The following is a 16,227-nucleotide window of genomic DNA, read 5'->3' as shown; positions in this document are numbered from 1 at the left end:
TCAGGCCATTGCGGGCTGTTGGGCGCGGACCATTGCCGCGAAGGCATCGGGGGCGACGGGGCGGCCGAACAGGTAGCCCTGGAGCAGGTCGCAGCCCACCGACACCAGGAAGTCGCGCTGCTCCTCGGTCTCCACCCCTTCGGCCACGGTGACGAGGCCGAGGCCGTGCGCCATGCCGACCGCGGCGCGGACCAGCGCCCCGTTTTTCAGATTGTCCGGAATGTCCGCCATGAAGGCGCGGTCGATCTTCAGCTTCGACACAGGAAGCTGCTGCACGTAGCTGAGCGACGAGTAACCGGATCCGAAATCGTCGATGGCCACCTGGACGTCGATGGCCTCCAGCTCCGTCAGGGTCTGCACGGCGGCCTTCAGATCGCGCACCGCCGCCTGCTCGGTGATCTCCAACCCCAACCGCCCCCGCAGTTCCGGGTGGCGGCCCAGCAGTTCCTCAAGACGGGCGCTGAGATTGCCGCGCAGGAATTGCGGACCGGAAATGTTGATGAAGATCTGGTTGGGCAGGGTCCCCGTCGGCTCCCACACCGCCATCTGCTCGACGACGGCGTTCAGCACCCAATCGGTGATCGGAACGATCAGCCCGCTTTCCTCGGCGACCGGGATGAATTCGCCGGGGGAGACCGGGCCCAGCGTGTGCTGGTTCCAGCGCAGCAGCGCCTCCGCCCCCACGATCCGGCCGGAGCGAGCCTCCACGATGGGTTGATAGGCCATGTGCAGCTCGTTCCGCTCGATGGCGTGGGCGAGATGCATGGTCAGGAACATGCGCCGGGTCGCCGCCGCGGCCATTTCCGGGGTGTAGAAGCAGACGGTGTTCCCGCCGTTGTGCTGGGCGGCTTGGAGCGCCAGCTTGGCCTTGGCGTTCAGCTCCTCCAGAGTGCGGATGTCGGCGTCCTGCACCGCGGCGCCGATGGACAGGCGCAGCCGCACCCAATGGCGGTCGGCGTAGATGGAGGCGGTCAGCCGGTCGTGCAGCAGATCGGCCAGAGTCTCCGCCTGCTCCGCGCTCTCCACGCGGGACAGGGCGGCGAACTCGTCGGCGGCGATGCGGCAGACGTAGGTCTGCTGCGGCAGCACCTCGGTCACCCGGCTGACCATCGCCTTCAGCGCGGCGTCGCCGACATGGAAGCCGAACGCCTCGTTGATGTCGCTGAACTGGTCCACATCGAGCGCGTAGAGCGCGAACAGGCCGCCCTCCTGACCGGGAAATGGCGCAGCGAGCACCGCCTCGCACTCCTCCAGGAAGGCGGTGCGGGTCAGAACGCCGGTCAGCGGGTCGTGCCGGGCGAGATAGGTCGCTTTCTGTTCCGCCGCCAGCCGTTCGGAAATGTCGCGGATGATGCCGACGAACACGACATCACGCGCCAAGCGGGCTTGTCCGACGCTGAGATGGATCGGGAACACCGCGCCGTCCTTGCGCCGCCCCAGCGCGTCGCGCCCGATGCCGATGATCTTGGCGCGCTCCGTCTCCAGATAGCTGCCGATGTACTTGTCGTGATCGCGGGAGAAGGGCGGCGGCATCAGCACGGAGACGTTCCGCCCGATCAGTTCCTCCTCGTCGTAGCCGAACAGGTCGCGGCAGGACCGGTTGACCGTGCGGATGATGCCGTTGCGGTCCGCCACCACCACGCCATCCACCGCCGCGTCGAGCAGGGTGGTCACGAAGGGGTCGCGGCGCAGGACGAAATCGGCGATGCGGGCCGGGTCGGTCACATCCTGGAACAGCCCGAGAAAGCCATTTCCTCCATCGCCGGTGCGGTGCGGAAGGACGCAGCCGGTCAGCACGCCGCGCCCGCCGTCCGCGTGCTCGACCTCGCAATCCACCGGAGCGGCCTCCCCGGTCTGTCCGGAGCGGTCCAGCGCCTGCACGACGGCGCGCGCCAGCGGATGGTCGAGTTCGGCAAGGCACCGCCCTGCCAGGGCTTCGGGCGTCGTCAGCAAAACGGCGGCGAAGGCCGGATTGGCGAACAGGCAGCGCCGTCCGGCGTCGGCGTAGACCAACGCGAAGGACGCTTGGTGCATCAGGCTTTCGGCCAGCGACGCCAGAAACGCCGATGTCGTCGGCATTGCCGGTGCGGACGGGCTGTCAGGCCCCTGATGCTCTGCCGGAGACACGTTGACCAAAACCGTACCCGCTCACCAAGGCGCCCCCGAGGCTCGACACGAGGCCTGATACCCAGGGGTGCACAGAAACCGAGTTGTCATTATGACGGCTTGCGGAGCATTTTCCAACAAATTGCGGCGAAATCACAACATCTGTTGCATCCACCGTCCCCCTTACCACAACCATGGGCAGGAGAACACCGTCCCGTCTCATCCGAAGGAACGGCGTCGGCAACGGAAGCCAACCCTCCAGGATCTACGCCTTTCGATATACACCGCAAAGGAGAGGGAGGCACCAAGCCTCCCTTTACGCCGCTGCGGCGAGTTCCCGCACCCGCTGGGACAGCTTCTGAAAGGCGCGTTCCTCGATCTGCCGGATGCGTTCGCGGCTGACGCCGTAAACGGCGGCCAGATCTTCCAGCGTCTTGGGCGACGGGCTGAGGCGGCGGGCGGTCAGGATGTCGCGTTCGCGCTCCTTCAGCACCGCCATAGCATCGCGCAGCATGGCGCTGCGATGCATCGCCTCGTCGCGCTCCAGCAGGCTGTCCTCGGCGTTCGGACGCTCGTCGGGCAGAAAGTCCTGCATCTCCGCCGTCCCCTCCCCGGCGGAGAGCGGAGCGTTGAGCGAGGCGACCGGTTGGACGAAGCGGCGGTTCACCGCGACCACGTCACTCTCCGGCACGTCGAGTTCCCGGGCGATCCGGGACACGCTTTCCGGCTTCAGGTCGCCGTTGCCGAATTCGCCGAGCTTGCGCTTCAGGCGGGACAGGCCGAAGAAGAGCTTCTTCTGGGCACCGGTGGTGCCCAGCTTCACGAGGCTCCAGGAGCGCAGGATGTATTCCTGGATGGATGCCTTGATCCACCACATCGCGTAGGTGGACAGGCGAAATCCGCGGTCCGGTTCGAATTTTCGGACGGCGGTCATCAGGCCGATGTTGCCCTCGCCGACCAGATCGGTCATCGGCAGGCCGTAGCCACGGAAGCCGGTGGCGATCTTGACGACCAGACGCAAGTGGCTGGTCACCAGCTTGCGGGCCGCCTCCATGTCGCCATGCTGGCGCCATGCGGTGGCCAACACATACTCCTCCTCCGCGCCCAGCACGGGGAAGCGGTGGACCTGCTCGATGTAGCGGGACAGCGACTCGCCGGGAAACGGCGTGGTCAGTGCCAATGCGGTGCTCATGTCACATCCTCATGAAAGCGATATGACCCAATCCACCGGTCCCCGTGATGGGCGACCGGCGCCCTCTTTGAAGGCCCCTCCAGTTTACGCGGACGGAACGCCAAGTCAACGCCGTGCGAACGCGGGTGCCGGGTGCCTCGCCCTGGATGCATGGCCGTCCCCGCTCATAAACGGGGCATAAACCAGCCGGGCCTTATTCAGTCCGGCAAAACATCAAACCAGGAGAGGGCAAACCCCGATGGCCGACATTCTCGTCGTCGACGACGACCCGGTATCCCTTAGCATCGTCACCAAGATTTTGGAAAAGGAAGGCAACACCGTGACCGGCTGCACCGACGCGCGGGCAGCCATCGAATCATTGACTTTCCATGAGTTCGACCTGCTGGTCACGGACCTCATCATGCCGGAGCATGACGGATTCGAAGTCATCCAAGTGGCCAAGAACCTCCGACCGGGCCTGCGGATCGTTGTCCTGTCCGGAATCGACGAGCGGGTGCCGCCGGAGCTGACCATGCAGGCCCTGAGCAAGCTGGGAGTCGCCCGGATGGTCCGCAAGCCAATCAAGCCCGCGGTCCTGGCCTCCGAAGTGCTGGCGGTGCTGATCGGCGGCTGACGAGACCCGCTGAAGGGTCTTGGCCGGAAACCTTGACCGGGCGGCGTATGGCTTCCTTGCGGTTGCATCGGGGCGGGGCTTGGCTCACCCTGCCCTCGCAGACCCGCCTCTCCTCCTTGGGAAGCCCGTATGATCCGCGCCGCTATCGCCACCGCCCTCACCGCAAGCCTCCTTATGGGGGCGCTGGGCTTCGCCGGCCCTGCGGCAGCGGAAGCGCCGGCCTTCGAGTTGCCGGTCGCGTGCCGGATCGGGGAAACCTGCTTCGTCCAGAATTACGTCGATGAGGACTCCGGCCCCGGCTGGCGCGACCATGCCTGCGGCCGGCTGAGCTACGACGGCCATGACGGAACGGACTTCCGCCTGCCCGACTACACGGCGATGGACAAGGGCGTCGCCGTGCTGGCCGCCGCCGCGGGCACCGTCCTGCGGGTGCGCGACGGCATGGAGGACGTGAACGTCAACGTCATCGGGCGCGACACGGTGATGAAGGTCGGGGGCGGCAACGCCGTCATCATCGACCATGGCGACGGCTGGCAGACCGCCTACCTGCACATGAAGCGCGGCAGCGTCGCGGTCACACCCGGCCAGCGGGTGGAGGCCGGGCAACGGCTGGGCGAGGTCGGGCTGTCGGGACTGACCGAGTTCCCCCATCTGCATTTCGGCGTGCGCCACAACGGCGCCGTCGTCGACCCCTTCGTCGGCCAGCAGCCCTTCACCGCCTGCGGCCAGCCCATGACTCCGCTGTGGAACGCCGCCACGGCCAAAGCGCTGGCCTACCGCCCGACCGCCGGCCTCAGCGCCGGTTTCGCCACCCGCCGCGTTCCGGAGGCCGAGCCGGCCCGCCACGGCGAATTCGCCGCGGAGGTGCTGACTCCGGACGCGCCCCTGCTGGTGCTGTGGTCGGACATCATGGGCGTCCGCGACGGCGACACCCAGCGAATCCGCATCCTCGACGGCGATGGCCGCACCCTGTTCGACAACAGCAAGGGCATCACCGGGGACAAGGCCGTCTGGTTCGCCTATCAGGGCCTGAAGCGCCCGGCGTCGGGCTGGCCCAAGGGACCCTACAAGGGCATCGTGACGCTGGCCCGGGACGGCAAGACGGTGGTCACGCTGGAACGCCAGTTGGACGTCCGCTGACGCCCCGCCGTCCCATCACTGGGCGGAGCCTGCCTTCATGCGGTCGGGGACGCCCTGGGTCAGCAGCGTGGTCAGCCAGCGGAAGTTCGGCGCGCTCTCGGCCTGGAGCGCGCTCTGCACCACCTGCATGGCTTCCTCGGCGTTGGGCGCCCGCATGTCGGGCGTGTGACCCTCGGCGGCCTGGCCGCCCGATGCCTCGTCCGCTCCGCTCTGCGCGAAGACGCTGACGGCGCCGACGCCCAGCCGGTGGGCGATCGCGGAACTTCCCGTCACCGGACCCGCCGCGGAGGACGCCATCAGGCCGGCGCCGCCATCCTCGCCGCCGACGCCGTTCAGCTGTTCCAGCATGGCGGCGAACTGGCCGGCGAGTTCCCCCGCCTGCCGGGGCGCACCCGTGCCTTTGCGCTCCAGAAGCTCTTCGGCCCGGATGCGCATCAACTGGGAAGCGTCGGCGTTGGCCGGTATCGACATGGCGCGTGGACCCTGCGGCGTTCGGCTACCGGATCAGGGCAAGCAAGGGGCGGGCCATCACCGGAAGGGGCGGAGAACCGGACGGCGCAGCGCCCTCGGCGCCCGCGCACCCGGCAAAAATTTCCGCCCCACCCGGCAAGAATGACCGCCCGTCCGGCAAAAACCGTCCATGCGGTGCCCTTGCCGTCGGTCAGTCCCGGAAGTTCAGATACTGCAGGGGCTGTTCGATCTTCAGCCCGCGCACCAGGACGATGGCGTCCTGGAGGTCGTCACGCTTCTTACCGGTGACGCGCAGTTCGTCGCCCTGGATGGAGACCTGGACCTTCATCTTCGCGTCCTTGATCGCCTTGACGATGGTCTTGCCGAGATCCTGGGCGATCCCCTGCTTGACGGTGACGACCTGGCGCAGCGCATCGCCCGCCGCCCGCTCCGGCGGCTTGGAATAGTCCAGGGCGCCGGCGTCCAGCTTCCGCCGGGTGACATAGACCCGCAGCAGCTCCTGCATCTGCTCCAGCTTGGGGGCGTCGTCGGCCAGCAGGGTGATGTCGTTCTCGGTGCGCTCCACGGTGCAGCGCGAGCCCTTGAAGTCGAAACGGGTCTCGATCTCGCGGCGCATGCCGTTCAGCGCGTTGTCGATTTCGTGGATGTCGGTCTTGGACACGATGTCGAAGGACGGCATGGGACTCTCTTTGCTCAGGCGGACGGAAGCGTGGAACCGTAGACGAGGCCACACCCCGCCTTCAAGGGGCCTGCACCGGGGTTGTGACGGAAAGCGGTCCGCAAGCTCTATCAGCCCCTCGGGGTTTTCAGGTCGGCTGGCCGGGGTGCTGGAACTCGATCCCCGGATTGCCGTCCGGCCCGCCGTTGCCTGGGGCGTTTTCATAGGGCTTGTCCGGCATCTTCGGCTGCGGCTGCGCGTAGAAGCGCGGTTCCCGATCGTCCCAGGACCGCTCGAACGGCAGCCGCATCATCGGGTTGGTGCCGTTGCGCTGGGCCTCGCGCTGGGCCTCCTGCAACTGCTCCGCCATGCGGCGATCCCAGGGCAGGCGGTAGAGGTTGGGCGCCTGTTCCCACAGAAGCGTGAGATAGATCGCTTCGTTCTCCACCAGCGTGGCGCTCAGCACCTTCGCCTCGCGGACGTTGGACCCCATCCATTCCAGCGTGACCGGCTTCGCCCGGCCCAGCAGCGCCGCCGGCGCGGCGTAGGCCGCCGGCAGCAGCAGGGCGAACAGCAGCAGGATCACCACGCGCGCCATCCGGTTGCGCGCCCAGCGCAACGCCGACAGGACGAGCAGCAATGTGACGACGGCGACAAAGCCGAAAATGACGGTCAGGCTTTCCATGGCGCACTCTCGATCCGGCGGGTCAATTTTTCGCCGAGCGCAGCGGCTTGAACACAGCGTTCAAGGACCCCGGCACCAGCTCGCCTCGCTCGCTCAGGTTGAAGCGGAAGGCGGTGATCTCCTGCCCTTCGCGGTCCAGCCGGACGCGCGTTGCGGCTACAGTGGCGGCCCCCGATTCATGCTCCGCCTTGACGCGGGCGACCACCCGGACCCAGATGGGAAACACATTTTCAAGATTGCGGAACATATGCACGTTTACCGTGTACTCTCCCGGAGGAATGCCGCGGGAGTAGGAGGTTTCGAAATTGATCTCCGTGGGATCGGCATAGGCGCCCAGATCGTCGCGCAGCAGGTTGAAGATCAGCCCCGACTTGTTCGAGTAGCCGACCGGCACATCGCCGGGGGCCTGCACCCACAGATCGACGTCGCTGCGCAGCTTGTCGTCCCAGCGCGCCTCGATGATGACGTTTCCCGGCGGTTCCATGCCGGCCGCAGCGGAGGAGGACTCGTTCTGCTGGTTGGCCTCGGTCTTCTTGGCCTCGTTGATGAAGGGGACCGCCAGAACCGCGCAGGCCACGAAGCCGCACAGCAGCAGCGTCAGCAGGTCCCGCGCCACGAGCACACCGGTTTGGTCCTCGCCCAGGAAATCGTTCATGGTGCGGCCTCACCGCGCAGGGCGCCGTAGGGGGCCGCTTGCGGCGCGGCGAAGTCCGACGTTTCGGTTCGCGCCCCGGTCCGTGGAGCAAGCCGCGAGCGGGCGTGGGCCTCGTCCATGATCAGCGCACACAACGACGCCGTCGCCCCGCGCAGGAGTTGGAGGTTGCAGGTGGTCCACAGGCACAGGGCGCCGCCGAGCATCGTGGCGTAGATGGCGACGCCCAGCCCGCTCGCCAGCGTGGTCACCATGGCGCCGGCCGACGCGGCGTTGCCCACCATGTCCGGCGTGATGTTGGCGGCGAACAGGCTGAAGCCCCAGGCCGTGCCGATCAGGCCGAGCATGCCCAGTGCGTTGGCGATGTGCTGAAGATGTGAGATCCGGGAGAACAGGCGGATTTCCAGGGCGCGCTCGCTCTCGACCTTCATCAGCCGCCCGCCGCCGAGCTTGGCCCGGTCCAGTTCCCCACCGATCTTCCACACCCGATAGGCCGACATCACCAGACCGACCAGGAACACGATCCCGATGATCGCGGTCGCCACGGCAATGTGCCCGGTCAGAACCCGGTCCAGCCACCCCTGCGCATACAGGACGAAGACGAACGCCGAAATGGTCAGGTTGAAGGCAACGAATTTCGCCTTGAGAAGCCACTGTTCTTCCATGGTTCTGACCCTGTGAGGGTTGCGTGTGTCTCCGGATCGTCATGGTCAGGCGGCGATGGCGCGCAACGGCGGCGCCGCAGAGAGCCGGGCGGCGATGGCGGGATCGGGAGAGCGGAAGACGGATTCGCGGCGGCACGCGCTGGCGGCGCCGGCGCAGTTGGCCTGGGCGCTGGTGGCGGGACGGCTCCGTGTCGGCCATCGTTCATCGGCGCACCTTCGCCGGAATTGCGCGACGACGGAGCCATTCAGGAGTCATCCGTCACGTCATGAACCCCGGCCCCGGCCAAGAGTTCCCGACGCCCGGCGACGGACCTGCCGGGTTGACGCGCAACGCGCATGGGGAGAGGCCCGCGGTCGGGCAGTGGAAGGGAGCGACGCGGGGCGTCCTGTCCCGGCAATCGTCCTTACGGAAATGGCCCTTTACGCCACGCCCTTTTCCTTCAGGAAGGGACCGTACTTCTTGTCGGTACCCTGGATGTGCTTGATCAGCCAGTTCTTCAGGAAGTTCATCACCTCCATGCTCAGCGTGGCGGTGGCGCCGGCGTGGTACTTGCGCTGCACCTCCAGCACCTGATTGGCCAGCGCGTCGTGTTCCGCCTTGTGAGCGTCGCGGTCCGGATAGCCGAGGCGGATGAAATGCTCCTCCTCATGGGTGAAGTGCGATTTGGTGTAGGCGACGAGGCTGTCGAGGATGCCGCCCAGCGCCTCCTTGCTGCGCCCCGCCTGGACCGCGTCGAACAGCTCGTTGACCAGGGCGACCAGTTGCTTGTGCTCCTCGTCGAACTGCGCGATCCCGACGCTCAGCTTGTCGTTCCACACCATCAGCGGCATTTCGTTCCGTCCCCTCGCGCTGGGCATCACCTGTTCGACCGGGAAAACCCCAGCCCGCCAAAGGGTAACGTCTTCCGGAGTGCGCTTCAACGACGCTTCTGCAGCCGGCGGACCGCCGCCGGGAACCAATCCCACGGGCGGACTGTTCGACAAATGTTTCCAGCAGAAAGGAACATTTCATGAACGTTAAGCGTGACAACGGCCGTGATCATCGCCCGCAGTCCCATCGCGGCGACGCGCCGAATCAGGAAAGCAATCCGAAATCCACGCCCACCGGCAACGCCGAGCATTCCAACCGCGAAAAAGACCCCGACGACTGGACCACGGGTGACGAGCCGATGACCGGGGCGCAGGCCTCTTATCTGAAGACTCTCAGCGAGGAAGCCGGCGAAGGCTTCGACGGGGACCTGACGAAGGCCGAAGCCTCCAAACGCATCGACGCCCTGCAGGACAAGACCGGCCGCGGCGCCTGAGAAAGGCGCCGCGGACCTCGGACCTCAGGCCATCTCCTCCGCGAAGTGGCAGGCGACCAACCGTTTGTCCACGGGGCGCAGCGCCGGCACCTCGGTCGTGCAACGCTCCGCGGCGTGGGGGCAGCGCTTGTGGAAGGGGCAGCCCGGCGGCGGGTTCAGCGGCGAGGGCAACTCGCCCTTCGGAATCACCCGCTCCGCCCGCAGCGCCGGGTTCACCCGCGGCGTGGCGGCCATCAGGATGCGCGTGTAGGGGTGGCGCGGGCGGGAATAGACCACGTCCTTCGGCCCGTGCTCCACCGGACGGCCCAGATACATCACCATGACCGCGTCGGCGATGTGCCGGACCACGCTGAGGTCGTGGGAGATGAACAGGTAGGCGAGGTTCAGCTCCTCCTGAAGGTCCATCATCAGGTTCAGCACCTGCGCCTGGATCGACACGTCGAGCGCCGACACCGGCTCGTCCGCCACGACCACCCGCGGGTTCAGCATCAGCGCGCGCGCGATGGCGATGCGCTGGCGCTGGCCGCCGGAGAACATGTGCGGGTAGCGGTCCACCTGATCGGGGCGCAGCCCGACCTTCGCCATCATGGCGACGGCCCGCTCGCGCCGCTCCTGCTTACCCATCGGGGTGTTGATGACCAGCGGCTCCGACAGGATCGAGCCCACGGTCTTGCGCGGGTTCAACGAGCCGTAGGGATTCTGGAACACCATCTGGACGGTGCGCCGAAGCTCCTTCATCTCCGACGCGGTGCGCCCGACCACGTCGCGCCCGTCATAGAGAAGCTGGCCCGAGGACGGCGGCTCGATCATCGTGACGGAGCGCGCCAGCGTCGACTTGCCGCAGCCGGACTCGCCGACCACGGCCAGCGTCTTCCCGGCTTCGAGCTGGAAGGACACGCCGTCGAGCGCCTTGACGGTGGCCGCCGGCTTGAAGGCGCCGCGCTTCACCGCATAGTGCTTGCGCAGATGGATGGCTTCCAGCACCACCGGGCCGCTGGCCGGCATGACGTCGGTGAGGATGTCGGTCATCACAGAACCTCCCCGGCGCCGACCGGAGCGTCGGCGAGCGGATAGAAGCAGCGCGCCTTGCCGGCGTCCACGTCGAACAGGGCCGGCCGCTCGATGCGGCAGCGGTCGGTGGCGAAGCGGCAGCGCGGGTTGAACAGGCAGCCCTGCGGCCGGTCGCCGATGCCCGGCACCACGCCGGGGATCGTCGGCAGCCGGCGCTTGCCGAGCGCCCGCTCCGGCAGCGCGTCGAGCAGCGCCCCGGTGTAGGGGTGGCGCGGCGCCTTGAACAGGGCGTCCACCGGGCGCGTCTCGGCGACCTGCCCGGCGTACATGACGACCACCCGCTGCGCCGTCTCCGCCACCACGCCCATATCGTGGGTGATCAGGATCAGCGCCATGCCCCGCTCCTTCTGGAGGCGGACCAGCAGGTCGAGGATCTGCTTCTGGATGGTCACGTCCAGCGCCGTCGTCGGCTCGTCCGCGACCAGCAGGCGCGGGTTGCAGGCGATGGCGATGGCGATCATCACGCGCTGGTTCATGCCGCCGGAGAGCTGGTGCGGGAAGGCCGACAGGCGGCTTTCCGGGGCCGGGATGCCGACCTGCTCCAGCAGTTCGATGGCGCGGTTGCGCAGCGCCTTGCCGGACAGCCCCTCATGCACCTTCAGCGTCTCCATGATCTGGAAACCGACGGTGAAGCAGGGGTTCAGGCTGGTCATCGGCTCCTGGAAGACCATGGCCACGTCCTTGCCGGTGATCCTCCGGCGCTGCGACGGGTTCATCGCCATGAGGTCCTTGCCGCCGAAGTGCATGCGGTCGGCGACCACCGTGCCATTGGAGCCGAGCAGGCCCATCACGGCGAGCGAGGTCACGGACTTGCCGGACCCGGACTCGCCGACGATGCCCACCACCTCGCCCTCGTCCACGGTGAGGTCAATCCCGTCCACGGCGCGGAAGGTCCCGGCGCGCGTGGTGAACTCGACGGACAGGTTCTTGATGTCGAGAAGAGGCATTGTGGGTATCAGCGTTTCAGCTTGGGGTCGAGCGCGTCGCGCAGCCCGTCGCCCAGCAGGTTGAAGGCCAGCACCGTCACCAGGATGGCCACGCCGGGCCAAGTGACGACCCAGGGGGCGCGCTGGAGGAACTGGAGGGAGGAGGCCAGCATGGTGCCCCACTCCGGCGTCGGCGGCTGCGCGCCGAGGCCGAGGAAGCCCAGCGCCGCGGCGTCGAGGATCGCCGTGGAGAAGCCCAGCGTGGCCTGGACGATCAGCGGCGCCACGCAGTTCGGCAGGATCACCACCAGCATCAGCCGCAGCGGCCCGGCCCCCGCCACGCGGGAGGCGACGACGTAGTCCTTGTTCGTCTCCGCCATCACGGCGGCGCGGGTCAGGCGGGCGTAGTGCGGGATGACCACGATGGACACGGCCAGCATGGCGTTGACCAGCCCCGGCCCGAGGATCGCCGCCACCACCACGGCCAGCAGCAGGCTGGGCAGCGACAGCAGGATGTCCATGAAGCGCATGACCAGCGCGTCGGTGACGCCGCCGAAGAAGCCGGCGACCATGCCCAGCGCCAGCCCGACCGCCAGCGACAGAGTGACGACGATCAGGCCGATCATCATCGACAGCCGCGCCCCGAAGATCAGTCGGGACAGCATGTCGCGCCCGATGTCGTCGGTGCCGAGGAGGAAGGCCCAGCGCCCGCCCTCCTGCCAGACCGGCGGCACCAGGATGGCGTCGCGGTACTGGATGTTGGGGTCGTGCGGCGCCACCAGCTCGGCGAACAGCGCCACCAGGGCGATCAGCAGGATCACGGCCAGGCCGGCCATGGCCCCCTTGTTCTGCCGGAAATGGTACCAGAACTCGACCAGCGGGTGCGGCGGCTGGGAAACCGGCGGAGCGGCGGCCGGAAGGGTCTCTTGGACGCCCGTCGTCGTAGGAGTCGTCATGGCTCACCTCACCGCGAATGGCGGATGCGCGGGTTCAGGACGCCGTACAGAACGTCCACCAGCAGGTTCACGGTCATCACCGTCGTCGCGATCAGCAGCACCCCGCCCTGGAGCGCCGGGTAGTCGCGCCGGTTGATGCTCTCGATCAGCCACTTGCCCACGCCGGGCCAGGAGAAGATGGTCTCGGTCAGGATCGCGCCGCCGAGCAGCGTGCCCACCTGGAGGCCGATCACGGTGACCACGGGGATCAGCGCGTTGCGCAGGGCATGCAGGCCGATCACCCGCTTGCCCGCCAGACCCTTGGCCTTCGCGGTGCGGATATAGTCCTCGCCCAGCACCTCCAGCATGGCGGAGCGCGTCATGCGCGCCACGACGGCCAGCGGAACGGTGCCGAGGACGACCATCGGCAGGATGAGGTGGTGCAACGCCGACCAGAAGGCGCCGTATTCGCCGGCCATCAGCGTGTCGATCAGCATGAAGCCGGTCACCGGCTCCACGTAATAGAGCAGGTCGAGCCGCCCGGACACCGGCGTCCAGCCCAGCCCCACCGAGAAGAACAGGATCAGCAGCAGGCCCCACCAGAAGATCGGCATGGAATAGCCGGTCAGGCTGATGCCCATCACGCCATGGTCGAAGACCGAGCCGCGCCGCACCGCCGCGATGATCCCCGCGGGCAGGCCGACCACCGTGGCGAACAGCATGGCCAGCGCGGCCAGCTCCAGCGTCGCCGGGAACAGCGTCACGAACTCGGAGAACACCGAATTGCGCGTCACCAGCGACACGCCGAGGTCGCCCTGGAGGACGCCGCCGATGTAGTCGAGGAACTGCTGCCACAGGGGGCGGTCCAGCCCCAGCTCGTGCCGCAGTTCGAGAAGCCGTTCGGGGGGGATTCCGCGCTCGCCGACGCGCACCTCGATGGGGTCGCCGGGAACAAGGCGGATCAACAGGAAGGTCAGGAAGGTGACGCCGAGAAAGGTCGGAATCACCAGGCTCACCCGCGTCAGGATGAAGCGTAGCATCGGATCGTCACCGGGGGCTCGAAACGAAAGCAAGGGGGCCGCAGCCCCCTTTTTACCTCTGCATCCGCAAAGGGAAGCCGGGGGTTTAATGCCCCGGCCGCCGCTTTGTAAAGCCGCTTGCTACGCCGAATTTATTGTTTCAAATCGACGCCGTAGAAACGATGGATGCCGAACGGGTCCATCTTGTAATCGACCACATTCTTGCTCAGCGCCATGTGCACGACCGAATGCGCGACGGTCAGCCACGGGGCCTCTTCCTTGAAGATGACCTGCGCCTGCTCGTACAGCTTGGTGCGGGCGGCGATGTCGGTGGTGCGCTTGGCCTGCAGGACGAGATCGTCGAACTCCTTGTAGCACCACTTGGCGATGTTCGACCCGCCCGGACGCGCCGCCTCGCAGCCGAGCAGGACGTGCAGGAAGTTGTCGGGATCGCCGTTGTCGCCGGTCCAGCCCAGCATGCCCATCTGGTGCTCGCCGGCCTGGAGACGCTTGCGGTACTCGCCCCACTCGTACTGCACGACCTTGGCCTTGATGCCGACCTTGGCGAGGTCCGCCTGCATCATCTCGGCCATGCGCTTGGCGTTGGGGTTGTAGGGGCGCTGCACCGGCATGGCCCACAGGTCGGTCTCGAAGCCGTCCGGGAAGCTGGCCTCGGCCAGCAGCTTCTTCGCGCGCTCCGGATCGTAGGGGTAGTCCTCGATCTCCTTGTTGTACGACCACATGGTCGGCGGGATCGGGTTCTTCGCCGGGACGCCGGCGCCCTGGTACACCGCGTCGACCACGGCCTTCTTGTCGATGGCCATGTTCAGCGCACGGCGGACGCGCACGTCGTCGAAGGGCTTCTTGGTGACGTTGAAGGCCAGATAGCCGACGTTCAGGCCTTCCTGCTCCATCAGGGTGATGGCGCTGTCCTTCTTCATCGCCTCCAGATCGGCCGGGTTCGGGTACGGCACGATGTGGCACTCGCCGGCCTTCAGCTTGGCGTAGCGGACGGCGGCGTCGGGCGTGATGGCGAAGACGAGGTTGTCGAGCGGCGCCTTGCCGCCCCAATACGGCTCGAACGCCTTGTAGCGGATGACCGCGTCCTTCTGGTAGGCGACGAACTGGAACGGGCCGGTGCCGATCGGCGCCTGATCGATCTTGTCGATCTGGTTCTTCTTCTGCAGGGCCTCGGCGTATTCGGCGGACTGGATGGGCGCGAAGGGCATCGCCAGATTGGCGATGAAGGGCGCCTCGACCTTGTTCAGCGTGAACTTGACCGTGTAGTCGTCGATCTTCTCGATCGACTTCAGCAGGTCCGGCATCGCCATGTCGTTGAAGTAGTCATAGGCGCCGCCGGACACCTTGTGAAAGGGGTGATCCTTCTTCCACTGACGGTTGAACGACCACAGAACGTCGTCCGCGTTGGCGTCGCGGGTCGGCTTGAAGTCGTTGTTGCTGTGCCACTTCACACCCTTGCGCAGGTGGAACGTGTAGGTCAGCCCGTCCTCCGACACCTCCCACCTCTCGGCGAGGCCGGGGACCACCTTGGTGCCGCCGTACTCGAACTGCACGAGGTTGTTGTACACGGGCAGCGAGACGTCGAAGCTCGTTCCGGTCGTGTTGACCATCGGGTTGAAGTTTTCGGGGCTGCCCTCGGAGCAATAGACGAGGGTCTTGGCGGCCTGGGCCGGCGCAGCAAGCGCCAAGGTGGCGGCAACGCCGAGCCCGGCACCCAGCAGGATGCGCTTCATTCCTAACAACCTCCCGTGTTCGGTCGAAGGACCGCCCATTCTCTTTGGCGGCCCGTGATGCGGGTTCATTTGGCGCGTGGCCGAATCGTCTGTCAACACGCAACCAAGCCGCATCACGCAAGCTCCACGGGAGCCGTCAGGCCAAGCGGAATTTCAAGCGCGGCCCGATCTCCGTGAAGCCCTCGCGCTTGTAGAACCGCAGGGAATCCGGCCAGTCCGCGGCGGACGGCGCCCCCACCTCCACCCGCGACCAGCGATGGCGGCGGCCGTGGTCCAGAACGGCCCGGATCAGCACCCGCCCCACCCCGGCGGAGCGCGACTCCGATTTCACGTACAATTCACGGATCGTCCCGAACCGGCCCAACGTGGAGATGCAGACGCCCTCCGACAGCGTCGCGACGCCGAGCGGGCGGCCCGCCGCGTCCTCCGCCAGGAAAACCGTGTACGAATCGCCGGCGCCGTCCAGCAGGGATTCGGCGACGGCCAGCATCACGGCGCGCGGCGTGTCGTTCTGCCCGGCGGACAGTTCCGACAGCAGCGCCGCCACGAACCCGGTGACCACACCCGCGTCGGCAAGCCCAGCCTTACGCACACGAATGTCGGTCATGTCCCGACACCTCCGCTCACGTTTCGCGAGGCAATCGTACTTGGGAAGTTTGTGATCCGAAACACCTTGCTTCGATCCGTAGACCCGACTGCCCCTTTCACCGCACTCCCTACAATCGTGAGGGATATGAATTCAGATGAAGCCGAAACCGAGAAGGCCTATAAACCCTATCAATTTCCGGTTATAAAAGTTCAATGATGCACATCAGTGGATACAGCATGCGCCCCATGATCGCCCTGGCTTGCTGGATGTTGCTGTCGGTCGCTCCGGCAATGGCTCAAGCTCAAGGCCCCGACATCCTCAGAGCCCGTTTGAAAAGGGTTGGCGGCAACGGCATGATGTGATTCAAGCTTCGGATGTGGACCGAAGCGACGCGCAGCCGAATGGCCAGGATCGAGAAGAAGACGAAGCGGTATTCTACGGACCTGA

General features: G+C 66.8%; 17 protein-coding genes. 3 read left to right on the top strand and 14 right to left on the bottom strand.

Annotation, left to right across the window (positions count from 1 at the left end; genetic code table 11):
• Both DS837_RS11745 and rpoH read right to left on the bottom strand, forming a co-directional pair.
• Positions 1 to 2,079, bottom strand: a complete 2,079-nt coding sequence (locus DS837_RS11745) for a putative bifunctional diguanylate cyclase/phosphodiesterase (protein ID WP_149164926.1) — start codon at positions 2,077 to 2,079, stop codon at positions 1 to 3.
• Positions 2,080 to 2,422: 343 nt separating this feature from the next.
• A complete protein-coding gene (gene rpoH / locus DS837_RS11740) occupies positions 2,423 to 3,298 on the bottom strand; it encodes an RNA polymerase sigma factor RpoH (RefSeq protein ID WP_149164925.1) in 876 nt (291 codons plus the stop codon).
• Between the two features lie 238 nt (positions 3,299 to 3,536).
• On the opposite strand from rpoH, the gene DS837_RS11735 reads away from it, so the two are divergent.
• Positions 3,537 to 3,911 carry a response regulator gene (locus DS837_RS11735; RefSeq protein ID WP_149164924.1) on the top strand — a complete coding sequence of 125 codons (375 nt, stop codon included), beginning with the start codon at positions 3,537 to 3,539 and terminating at the stop codon, positions 3,909 to 3,911.
• Between the two features lie 129 nt (positions 3,912 to 4,040).
• Positions 4,041 to 5,051, top strand: a complete 1,011-nt coding sequence (locus DS837_RS11730; RefSeq protein WP_149164923.1) for a M23 family metallopeptidase — start codon at positions 4,041 to 4,043, stop codon at positions 5,049 to 5,051.
• A gap of 15 nt (positions 5,052 to 5,066) precedes the next feature.
• Here DS837_RS11730 and DS837_RS11725 read toward each other — a convergent pair whose 3' ends face one another.
• The 6 genes from DS837_RS11725 to DS837_RS11700 form a co-directional block, all read right to left on the bottom strand.
• The gene (locus DS837_RS11725; protein ID WP_149164922.1) at positions 5,067 to 5,522 is read right to left on the bottom strand and encodes a hypothetical protein; all 456 of its coding nucleotides are present in this window, start codon (positions 5,520 to 5,522) and stop codon (positions 5,067 to 5,069) included.
• Positions 5,523 to 5,712: 190 nt separating this feature from the next.
• Positions 5,713 to 6,201, bottom strand: coding sequence for a YajQ family cyclic di-GMP-binding protein (locus tag DS837_RS11720; RefSeq protein ID WP_149164921.1), 489 nt, complete (start codon positions 6,199 to 6,201; stop codon positions 5,713 to 5,715).
• A 127-nt stretch (positions 6,202 to 6,328) separates the two neighbouring features.
• Positions 6,329 to 6,865 carry a hypothetical protein gene (locus DS837_RS11715; RefSeq protein WP_149164920.1) on the bottom strand — a complete coding sequence of 179 codons (537 nt, stop codon included), beginning with the start codon at positions 6,863 to 6,865 and terminating at the stop codon, positions 6,329 to 6,331.
• 22 nt (positions 6,866 to 6,887) lie between these two features.
• Complete coding sequence (locus DS837_RS11710) at positions 6,888 to 7,520, bottom strand: hypothetical protein (RefSeq protein WP_149164919.1); 633 nt, start codon at positions 7,518 to 7,520, stop codon at positions 6,888 to 6,890.
• On the bottom strand, positions 7,517 to 8,182 hold the full coding sequence (locus DS837_RS11705) for a MotA/TolQ/ExbB proton channel family protein (protein ID WP_149164918.1): 666 nt from the start codon (positions 8,180 to 8,182) through the stop codon (positions 7,517 to 7,519). The genes DS837_RS11710 and DS837_RS11705 overlap by 4 nt, the downstream gene beginning before the upstream one ends.
• A gap of 420 nt (positions 8,183 to 8,602) precedes the next feature.
• Positions 8,603 to 9,013 carry a bacteriohemerythrin gene (locus DS837_RS11700; protein WP_149164917.1) on the bottom strand — a complete coding sequence of 137 codons (411 nt, stop codon included), beginning with the start codon at positions 9,011 to 9,013 and terminating at the stop codon, positions 8,603 to 8,605.
• 179 nt (positions 9,014 to 9,192) lie between these two features.
• On the opposite strand from DS837_RS11700, the gene DS837_RS11695 reads away from it, so the two are divergent.
• Positions 9,193 to 9,486, top strand: a complete 294-nt coding sequence (locus DS837_RS11695) for a DUF3072 domain-containing protein (protein ID WP_149164916.1) — start codon at positions 9,193 to 9,195, stop codon at positions 9,484 to 9,486.
• Positions 9,487 to 9,510: 24 nt separating this feature from the next.
• Here the strand turns inward: DS837_RS11695 and DS837_RS11690 are convergent, their stop codons facing one another.
• The 6 genes from DS837_RS11690 to DS837_RS11665 form a co-directional block, all read right to left on the bottom strand.
• The gene (locus DS837_RS11690) at positions 9,511 to 10,515 is read right to left on the bottom strand and encodes a peptide ABC transporter ATP-binding protein (RefSeq protein WP_149164915.1); all 1,005 of its coding nucleotides are present in this window, start codon (positions 10,513 to 10,515) and stop codon (positions 9,511 to 9,513) included.
• Entirely contained in the window at positions 10,515 to 11,504 is a 990-nt protein-coding gene (locus DS837_RS11685; RefSeq protein ID WP_149164914.1) for an ABC transporter ATP-binding protein, read from the bottom strand. The genes DS837_RS11690 and DS837_RS11685 overlap by 1 nt, the downstream gene beginning before the upstream one ends.
• 8 nt (positions 11,505 to 11,512) lie before the next feature.
• Positions 11,513 to 12,439 (bottom strand): ABC transporter permease subunit, encoded by a 927-nt coding sequence (locus DS837_RS11680; protein ID WP_149164913.1) that lies wholly within the window; start codon positions 12,437 to 12,439, stop codon positions 11,513 to 11,515.
• A gap of 8 nt (positions 12,440 to 12,447) precedes the next feature.
• Positions 12,448 to 13,458 (bottom strand): ABC transporter permease subunit, encoded by a 1,011-nt coding sequence (locus DS837_RS11675; protein WP_149164912.1) that lies wholly within the window; start codon positions 13,456 to 13,458, stop codon positions 12,448 to 12,450.
• Between the two features lie 131 nt (positions 13,459 to 13,589).
• Entirely contained in the window at positions 13,590 to 15,191 is a 1,602-nt protein-coding gene (locus DS837_RS11670) for an ABC transporter substrate-binding protein (protein WP_149164911.1), read from the bottom strand.
• A gap of 136 nt (positions 15,192 to 15,327) precedes the next feature.
• The gene (locus tag DS837_RS11665) at positions 15,328 to 15,798 is read right to left on the bottom strand and encodes a GNAT family N-acetyltransferase (protein WP_149164910.1); all 471 of its coding nucleotides are present in this window, start codon (positions 15,796 to 15,798) and stop codon (positions 15,328 to 15,330) included.
• Positions 15,799 to 16,227: the final 429 nt, after the last annotated feature.

Origin of the sequence: Azospirillum brasilense (genome assembly GCF_008365405.1) — a bacterium.
In the GTDB taxonomy this organism is placed as follows: Bacteria; Pseudomonadota; Alphaproteobacteria; order Azospirillales; family Azospirillaceae; genus Azospirillum; species Azospirillum brasilense_D.
The sequence above is the reverse complement of the archived record's forward strand: the minus strand, read 5'-3'. Positions and strand labels throughout refer to the sequence as shown.